The 8,761-nt window shown below is 68.4% G+C and carries 5 protein-coding genes; all 5 read left to right on the top strand.

Features of this window, described 5'->3' with window-relative positions; genetic code table 11:
- On the top strand, window positions 1–265 hold a 265-nt coding region (locus G4D87_RS28175), incomplete at its 5' end, for an A24 family peptidase (RefSeq protein ID WP_504112693.1).
- A 35-nt stretch (window positions 266–300) separates the two neighbouring features.
- A complete protein-coding gene (locus G4D87_RS28170) occupies window positions 301–1,749 on the top strand; it encodes a type II and III secretion system protein family protein (RefSeq protein ID WP_163785805.1) in 1,449 nt (482 codons plus the stop codon).
- A gap of 163 nt (window positions 1,750–1,912) precedes the next feature.
- A complete protein-coding gene (locus tag G4D87_RS28165) occupies window positions 1,913–3,697 on the top strand; it encodes a TadA family conjugal transfer-associated ATPase (RefSeq protein ID WP_163785804.1) in 1,785 nt (594 codons plus the stop codon).
- 7 nt (window positions 3,698–3,704) lie between these two features.
- A complete protein-coding gene (locus G4D87_RS28160) occupies window positions 3,705–5,933 on the top strand; it encodes an FHA domain-containing protein (protein WP_163785801.1) in 2,229 nt (742 codons plus the stop codon).
- 45 nt (window positions 5,934–5,978) lie between these two features.
- Window positions 5,979–8,705 carry a DNA polymerase I gene (polA, locus tag G4D87_RS28155; RefSeq protein WP_163785799.1) on the top strand — a complete coding sequence of 909 codons (2,727 nt, stop codon included), beginning with the start codon at window positions 5,979–5,981 and terminating at the stop codon, window positions 8,703–8,705.
- Window positions 8,706–8,761 lie beyond the last annotated feature (56 nt).

The raw sequence follows: 8,761 nt of genomic DNA, 5'->3' as shown, positions 1-8,761 counted from the left end.
GGTCGGAGCCGTGCTGGGCTTCCCGGCGGTGCTCGCGGCCGCGGCCTTCATCTCACTGGTGGGAGCGCTTCAGGCGGTGGTGACACTGCTCTGGCAAGGCGCGGTTTGGGACACGCTGGCGGCAGTGGTGCGCCGGTGGGCGGTGCGGGTGCGTTTGGCCAGCGCGGACGCGCAGCCGGCGCCCCAGCGCCACATCCCCTATGGAGTAGCCATCGCGCTCGGCACCGTTTGGGCGCTGTGGTGGCAGCACGGAACGTTGGGTTAGCTCGGACTTCTGGAAGAGAAGAGGGGACACGGACGATGTTCACACGCATCACGCATGCCGCGGCGCTAGGCGCCCTCATCGCACTGGTGGCGGGCGGCAGCGCCCTGGCGCAGGATGGCACCACCGTCAGCCTCGGCGTGGGTTCCCAGAAGGTGATCACCATTCCGGGCCTCAGCCGCGTGGCGCTCGGTGATCCGAGCGTCGCCGAGGTGAAGACGCTCGGCTCCGGCCAGCTGCTCATCACCGGTCAGGCGGAAGGCAAGACGACGCTGCTCGTCTGGAAGTCCTCGGGCCAGCGCGTGAGCTACCTGGTGGCGGTGCGCAAGCAGGACCCCAACGAGGTCATCTCCGAGATCCGGCGCCTGCTGGGGGAGATTGAAGGCGTCTCCGTCCGCATGGTGGGTGATCGCATCTACCTGGATGGTCAGGCCTACACCACGCAGGACGCCGACCGCATCGAGCAGGTGGTGGGCCTCTACCCGAACGTGAAGTCGTTCGTGAAGATCGCCCCCAACGCCAAGAAGCTGGTGGCCCAGAACCTCAACGCGGCCTTCCAGAAGGCGGGCCTGAAGAACGTCCAGGCCAACGTGGTGGGCGCCACCATCTTCCTGGAGGGCTCCGTGGAGAGCCAGCAGGACCTCCAGAAGGCGGAGCTCATCACCAAGGCCATTGGTGAGAAGGTGGAGAACCTCCTCGTCGTCGGCATCAAGCGGATGATCCTCTCCGAGGTCCAGTTCGTCGAGATCCGCCGCAACAGCCGGGACCGGTACGGCATCCGCTACCCGACCGACATCACCGGCACGGCGACGGCCATCGCCAACATCTCCCAGGAGCTCTTCCCGGGCACCTTCGGCTCGGGCGTGTCCACGCTCGCGCTCAACGCGGGCGCGGACTTCTCCTTCGGCTTCCAGGGCAACGACGGCTACGGCCGCCTGCTCGCGCAGCCCAAGCTGGTGTGCGCCAGCGGTGAGAAGGCGGAGTTCCTCGCCGGCGGCGAGGTCCCCATCCCGCTCATCACGAACAACCAGTTCACGGTGGAGTTCAAGAAGTACGGCGTCATCCTGAACCTGCGCCCCACCGCGGACCGCAACGGCAACATCCAGACGGAGATCGAAGCGGAGGCCTCCGAAATCGACACCTCCGTCGCGGTGTCCTTCGGTGGTTCGGCCTCCATCCCCGGCTTCCGGACCCGCAAGGTGAAGACGAACGTCACCGTGCGCCACGGTGAGACCATCGTCCTGTCCGGCGTGTTCAGCCACGACGAGCAGAAGTCCGTGTCGAAGCTCCCCGGCCTGGGTCACATCCCCATCATCGGTGAGCTCTTCAAGAGCCGCGGCTTCGACTCCACCAAGCGCGAGCTGGTCATCTTCGTCACCCCGCGCATCGTCAACCCGGACTCCGACAAGGTCCGGACCATCATCGAGGACGTGAAGAGCCGCTACAAGCAGGCCCGGTCCGAGGTGAACTTCAACATCTTCGACTGAGGTGGGCGCCCCGGGCGCCGCCTGAGACCGGCCCTTGGGGCCCACGGCACGGGCCGGCTTCTTCCCTTCCGGGGGCGGTTGCCGGCCCGTCGCCTTGCGGGCAGGCATGCAACCCGGTTCTCACGCTTTGAGGACGAGGGGGGGCTTGCTAGCATCCGTCCCCATGTTTCTCATCACCCTCGCGGAAAAGGGCGGCGGGACCGAGCAGCGCGAGTATCACAAGAATGAAGTCACCATCGGCCGTCTGCCGGGCAATGACATCATCCTCGCGAAGGGCAACGTCTCCAAGTACCACTCGCGAATCGTCGCCAAGGACGGGAAGTTCATCATCGTGGACATGAAGTCCACGAATGGCACGTTCGTGAACGGCAAGAAGATTGCCGCGCCCCAGGTTCTCAAGCCGACCGACCAGGTCTACATCGGCGACTACATCCTCAACGTCGAGGCGCTCGCGGACGACGGCCCGGTGATGACCCGGGCGGGTCAGCCCGAAGAGGAGTACTACGACGAGCAGGGCGAGGAGCCCTACGAGGACGAGGAAGGGGCTTACGAAGAAGAAGAAGAGCCCTATGAGGAGGAAGAAGAGCCGCCTCCCGCGCCCGCGCCCAAGGGCATGCCGGCGTCGCTGGCGTCCGCCCTGGCGAAGAACAAGCGCAAGGTGGACCCGCGCCAGGAGCGCTACACCCGACTCCAGAAGGAGATCCACGACCGGCTCATCGAGTACCTCGATCTGCGCCGCATGGACATGGACCGGCTCGGCGACGACGAGCTGTGGCGCCGCACCGAGAAGGCCATCCGCGACATCATCGACCAGATGGAGGCGGACGGAGAGCTTCCGGAGGACGTGGACCGCGAGGAGCTGCTCACCGACGTCATCAACGAGGCGCTGGGGCTCGGGCCTCTGGAGGCGTTCCTCGCGTCGGATGACATCAGTGAGATCATGGTGAACCACGCGAACCAGATCTACATCGAGCGCAAGGGCAAGCTGACCCTGTCGGAGAAGACGTTCTCCTCCAACCAGGCGGTGCTCGGTGTCATCGAGCGCATCGTGGCGCCCATCGGCCGCCGCATCGACGAGTCCAGCCCGCTGGTGGACGCGCGCCTCAAGGATGGCAGCCGCGTCAACGCCATCATCCCGCCGCTGGCGCTGAAGGGTCCCTGCATCACCATCCGCAAGTTCAAGAAGGACTCGCTGAAGATCTCGGACCTCATCAAGTACAAGACGGTCACGGCGCAGATGGCCGAGTTCCTGGAGATGTGCGTGAAGGCCCGGCGCAACATCGTCATCTCCGGCGGCACCGGCTCCGGCAAGACGACGACGCTGAACATCATCAGCTCCTTCATCCCGGAGGAGGAGCGCATCGTCACCGTGGAGGACGCCGCCGAGCTGCAGCTGCCGCAGGACCACTGGGTGCAGCTGGAGAGCCGGCCGCCCAACCTGGAAGGCAAGGGCGCCATCACCATCCGCGAGCTGGTGAAGAACTGCCTGCGCATGCGGCCCGACCGCATCGTCGTGGGCGAGTGCCGCTCCGGTGAGACGCTGGACATGCTCCAGGCCATGAACACCGGCCACGACGGTTCGCTCACCACGCTCCATGCGAATACGCCGCGTGACGCCATCGCCCGGTTGGAGACGATGGTGCTCATGTCCGGCATGGACCTGCCGGTGAAGGCCATCCGTGAGCAGATCGCCAGCGCGGTGCACATGATCGTGCAGCAGACGCGCTTCTCCGACGGTACGCGGAAGATCTGCTACATCACGGAAGTGTCCGGCATGGAGGTCGACATCGTGACCCTCCAGGACATCTTCTATTTCAAACAGGATGGCTTCACGGAGGACCACAAGGTCCGTGGCCGCTACGTCGCTTCGGGCTTCGTGCCGAAGTTCTACGACGAGCTGCAGCGTAAGGGCATCCCCGTCAACATGAGCATCTTCCGCGAGGACTGACGCGCCCATGGCCACCCTGGTCGTCCGTCACCCTGACGGCACTGAGAACGAATTCGCCATCGCGGGCGAGCTGAAGATTGGCCGCCAGCAGGGCAGTGACATCCTCATCACCGAAGGGGGCGTGTCGCGGACGCATGCGCGCGTCTTCGACGAAGGCGGCACCGTCTTCATCGAGGACGTGGGCAGCGCCAACGGCACCTTCGTGGACGGCCAACGCATCATGGCGCCCACGGCCCTGACGCCGCAGTCGGAGGTCCTCCTCGGGGACTACGTGCTGCGGCTCAAGGCGGCCGCCGCGCGGGGCTCGGGTGCCCGCCGCGCGGCGAAGCCCGCGGCGGGAGGCGATGAGGCCATGCCGGTGGGCGGCGAGGGCGGCGGTGCACGCGCCACCCGGGCCATGCCCAGCATCAAGAAGGGCCCGGGCGCGGCGAAGGGCGAGCCCGGCGCCGCGCTGGCGAAGCGGCCCGCGCGTCCGGCACGTCCCGCCCCGGGTGGCGGCGCACGGCCGCCGCCGGCGGGGGGCCCGGTGCTTCGCGGCATGGTTGGTCCGTGGGCCGGCCAGACCTATCCGCTCAAGGGCAAGGTGCTCGTCGGGCGGCAGCCGCCCGCCGGCATCATGCTGGATGACGACTCGGTGAGCCGCCGCCACGCGGAGCTGGAAGCGACCAGCGCGGGCGTGACGGTGCGGGACCTGGGCAGCGCCAACGGGACGCTGCTCAACGGCGAGCCGTTGGACCAGACGCCGGTACCGCTTGAGCCGGGGGATCAGCTCCAGTTCGGCGTGGTGGAGATGTCCTTCGAGCCCGAACCGTCCGCGGCGCCCGTGCGCCGGGGCGCGGCGGGCGCGGCGCGTGGGGGCGCGGACGAGGATCCCGCCGCCAGGCGCAAGAAGCTCATCATGGTGGCGGCGGGGTTGGTGGGCATGCTGCTGATGGTGGGCATGGTGTCGTCCATCCTGAACCCCACGCCCGTGGATGTTCAGGGGCCGGGCGCGGGCGCGCAGATGGATCCGACGCAGAAGATCCAGGAGCTGCTGAGCGAGTGCCGCTCCTACGCGTCCAGCGAGCTGGGCGCCCCCAACTGGGAGAAGGCCAGCGAGATCTGCACCCAGGCGCTGGACCTGGACCCCATCCACGCGGAAGCGAACACGCTCATCCGGCGCATCAAGCTGGAGCAGGAGTCCTTCGAGCACTACTCGCAGGGCGAGCGGCTCTTGCAGCGCCTCAAGCCGGAAGAGGCCCTGGAGTCGTTCCGGAAGATCCAGAAGGAGAGCGAGTACTTCCGCCGCGCCCGCTCCAAGGCCCGCGAGGCCGCCGAGTCGGTGACGAAGCGCGCGCTGGATGACTGCAAGCGATACCTGGGCAACTCGCAGTGGAGCGCCGCCGTGTCCCGGTGCGAGGTGTACATGTCGGTGTGGTGCCAGTCGAAGACGCGCGAGGATCTGCAGCCGCCGCTGGGCTTCACGCTGAAGCTGGTGGGCCGGCTGCGCCGCGACGAGTGGCGGCCCAAGGATTCCCTGTTCGTGAAGTTCCTCATCGCGCGCGAGAAGGTGGATGCCAACGCGGCGCCCTGGGAGTGCCCGGTGGCTGAGGTGCTGGCTGGAGACGAGCGGGTCGTGGACCCACGCACCTTCGTCATGGAGGCGGCGAAGAAGCGCTTCCCCAACAAGCTGATGCAGGCCGCGCTCCTGGACTACTGGGGTGGCCGGGGCAGCGAGGCGCTGGCCACCATGCAGAAGTTGCGCGCCAACTACGAGTCCGCGCAGTACCACGCCGAGGCGGACGAGCTGATGAAGGTCATGTCCACCGTGGATCAGCTCTTCAAGGCGGGCCAGAGCTTCCTGGCCGCCGAGGACCCGGAGAAGGCCGCGGAGCCCTTCCGCGAGGCGCTGGCCATGGACAAGGCGGTGATGATGGAGCTGGCCGAGTCCAAGCCGTCCTTCTACCGGCGCAACATCCTCCAGGACATCGCGGAGAAGTCGTACCTGCGCGGCAAGCAATGGGCCGACCGCGAGGACCGCCGCCGCGCCTGCCGCGTGTGGAAGCTGGGCTTCAGCTTCTACGCGGGCAATCCGAACCTGAACAAGGCCGCGGCCTTCTGCTCCTCGCGGGCCCTGGAGGCCTTCCGTGCCGCGGAGGCCTGCGGCGACATGGCGGTGGCGCTGGACTACGCCGTCAAGGGCGACGGCGTGGAGGAGATGGTCATCGCGAAGCAGGCGGAGATGGGCTGCAAGTAGCACGCGCCGTGGACAGGGCCGGGCGGGCGCGCTAGGCACGGGGGCATGGCCGACACCAGCCCTTCGCGCCCCGCGCCCACCCTGGTCCTCATCGACGCGTCCGGCTTCATCTTCCGCGCCTACCACGCCATCCCCCCGCTCACGACGAGCAAGGGCGTGCAGACCAACGCGGTGCTGGGCTTCACGCGCATGGTGCTCAAGGCCCTGCGCGAGCTGAAGCCCACGCACGTGGCGCTCGCCTTCGACAAGGAGAGCCGCACCGAGCGCCAGAAGATTGACCCTTCCTACAAGGCGAACCGCGAGGGGCCCCCGGAGGACCTCGTTCCTCAGTTCGCCCTCATCCGCCGCGTGGTGGAAGCCATCAACGTGCCCGTGCTGGAGGTGGCCGGCTGGGAAGCCGACGACGTCATCGGCACCCTGGCCGTGAAGGCGAAGGCGGAGGGCTTCTGCGTCCAGGTCGTCACCGGCGACAAGGACTTCGTGCAGATTGTCGACGACGACGTGCGGCTGTATGACCCGATGAAGGACGTGCACACGCTGCCCGCGGACGTGAAGGCGCGGCTGGGCATCGAGCCGGGGCAGATGCGGGACTACCTGGCCCTCATCGGCGACGCGGTGGACAACGTCCCCAAGGTGCCGGGCATCGGCCCGAAGACGGCCACCGAGCTCATCCAGCAGTTCGGTGACGTGGAGACGCTGCTCTCGCGCCTGGACGAGGTGAAGAAGCCGAAGATTCGGGAGAACATCGCCTCGCACCGCGAGAGCCTCCTGCGCGCCAAGGTGCTCGTCACCTTCAAGACGGACCTGGCGCTGGACGTGCGCATGGCGGACCTGGCCCGCAGGCCGGTGGACGCGCAGCGCTCGCGCGAGCTGTTCACCGAGCTGGAGTTCTTCGCCCTCCTCAAGGAGCTGCCCCAGCAGGACGGTGTCGCCGGGGCGCCCGAGGAAGCGAAGGAGAAGCCCGCGCCGCTGACGGTGACGCCGCGGCTGGTGGGCGAGGACGCGGAGCTCATGCGGTTGGCCGGCGCCGTGCGTGAAGCGGGCGCCGTCACCCTGATTCCCGCCTACGAGGGCTCCCCCTTCGCCGCGAAGCTGTTGGGCCTGGGCGTGGCGCTGCCGGACGGACAGACGGCGTATGTGCCGCTGCGGCACGCGCAGCTCGGCGTCACCCAGGTGCGCCCGGAGGCCTTCACCGCGGCCTTCCGCGGAGTGCTGGAGGACGCGGCGGTGAAGAAGGGCGGGCACGACCTCAAGGCGCTCAGCCTGACGCTGGCCAACGACGGCATCACCCTGCACGGCGCGCACGACGACGTGGAGCTGCTCAGCTACCTGCTCAACCCGTCCCGCCGCGAGCACGCGCTGGTGGATCTGTCGCGCGAGCGGCTGAACACGGAGCTTCCGCTCCTGCCGCCGGCCGCGGAGGGCAAGCGCGGGAAGAAGGACCGCGCGCTGGCGGACCACACGGTGGAGGAGGTGGCCACCGGCTTCGCCATCCGCGCCGAGGCCGCGCGCCGGCTGGCCCCCGAGCTGTGGAAGGAGCTGGAGGCGGCGAAGCTGGCGGAGCTGGCCCGGGACATGGAGCTGCCGCTGCTGCCGCTGCTGGCGCAGATGGAGCGTTGGGGCGTGCTGCTGGACACCGCCGAGCTGTCGCGCACCTCCGTGAAGGTGGACGCCGCCGTCGAGGCGCAGGTGAAGGAGGTCTACCGGCACGCGGGCCGCGAGTTCAACATCGGCTCCAACCCGCAGCTGGTCGACGTGCTCTTCAACGAGCTGAAGCTGCCCATCATCAAGAAGGGCAAGACGGGCCCCTCCGCGGACCAGGAGGTGCTGGAGAAGCTGTCCGAGGAGCACCCGCTGCCGGGCGCCATCATTGAATACCGCAGCCTGTCCAAGCTGAAGAGCACCTACCTGGACACGCTGCCCACGCTGGTGGCGGCGGACGGGCGCATCCACACCACCTACCACCAGGCGGCCACCGCCACCGGGCGCCTGTCCTCCACCGACCCGAACCTCCAGAACATCCCCGTGCGCACCGAGCTGGGCCGGGAGATTCGCCGCGCCTTCGTGGCCGCGGAGGGCCACCAGCTGGTGAGCGCGGACTACAGCCAGGTGGAGCTGCGGCTGCTGGCGCACATCGCGCAAGACGCGGTGCTCATCGAGGCCTTCCTCCATGACGAGGACATCCACACCCGCACCGCGGCCGAGGTGTTCGGCGTGGCCCGGGAGCAGGTGGACCGCGAGCAGCGGCGCGTCGCGAAGATGGTGAACTTCGGCATCGCCTACGGCCTGTCACCGCACGGCCTGGCCGCGCGGCTCGGCATCGCCCAGGACGTGGCCCGCGACATCATCGAGCGCTATTTCACGCGCTACGCGGGCATCAAGCGCTACCTGGAAGAGACGGTGGAGCGCGCGCGCAAGACGGGCTACGTGGAGACGCTCTACGGCCGCCGCCGCTACATGGCGGACCTGAACTCCAAGAATCGCGGCGTGGCGCAGGCCGCCGAGCGCGCCGCCATCAACATGCCCATCCAGGGCACCGCCGCGGACCTCATCAAGAAGGCCATGCTGGCGGTGGACGCGGCGTTGACGGCCCAGAAGCTGCGCACGCGGATGCTGCTGCAGGTCCACGACGAACTCCTCTTCGAGGCGCCCGACGCGGAGGTGGAGCAGGTGAAGGCGCTGGCGGTGAAGGCCATGTCCTCGGTGGCCGAGCTGAAGGTGCCGCTCAAGGTGGACGTGGGCGCGGGGCGCAGCTGGGCGGACGCGCACTGAGGCGCGGGCAGGGCGGCGTGGAAAAAACACGGGAGGAGCGCCCACCCCCGTAGGCG

Source organism: Myxococcus vastator, from assembly GCF_010894475.1.
Classification (GTDB): domain Bacteria; phylum Myxococcota; class Myxococcia; order Myxococcales; family Myxococcaceae; genus Myxococcus; species Myxococcus vastator.
Note: the sequence above shows the minus strand (reverse complement) of the source record. Positions and strands in the feature narration are given on the sequence as shown.

Excerpts from the sequence above, each read along its gene's own strand:
- G4D87_RS28165 (WP_163785804.1), top strand. The coding sequence starts at position 1,913 with ATGTTTCTCATCACCCTCGCGGAAAAGGGCGGCGGGACCGAGCAGCGC.
- polA (WP_163785799.1), top strand. The coding sequence starts at position 5,979 with ATGGCCGACACCAGCCCTTCGCGCCCCGCGCCCACCCTGGTCCTCATC.
- G4D87_RS28170 (WP_163785805.1), top strand. The coding sequence starts at position 301 with ATGTTCACACGCATCACGCATGCCGCGGCGCTAGGCGCCCTCATCGCA.
- G4D87_RS28160 (WP_163785801.1), top strand. The coding sequence starts at position 3,705 with ATGGCCACCCTGGTCGTCCGTCACCCTGACGGCACTGAGAACGAATTC.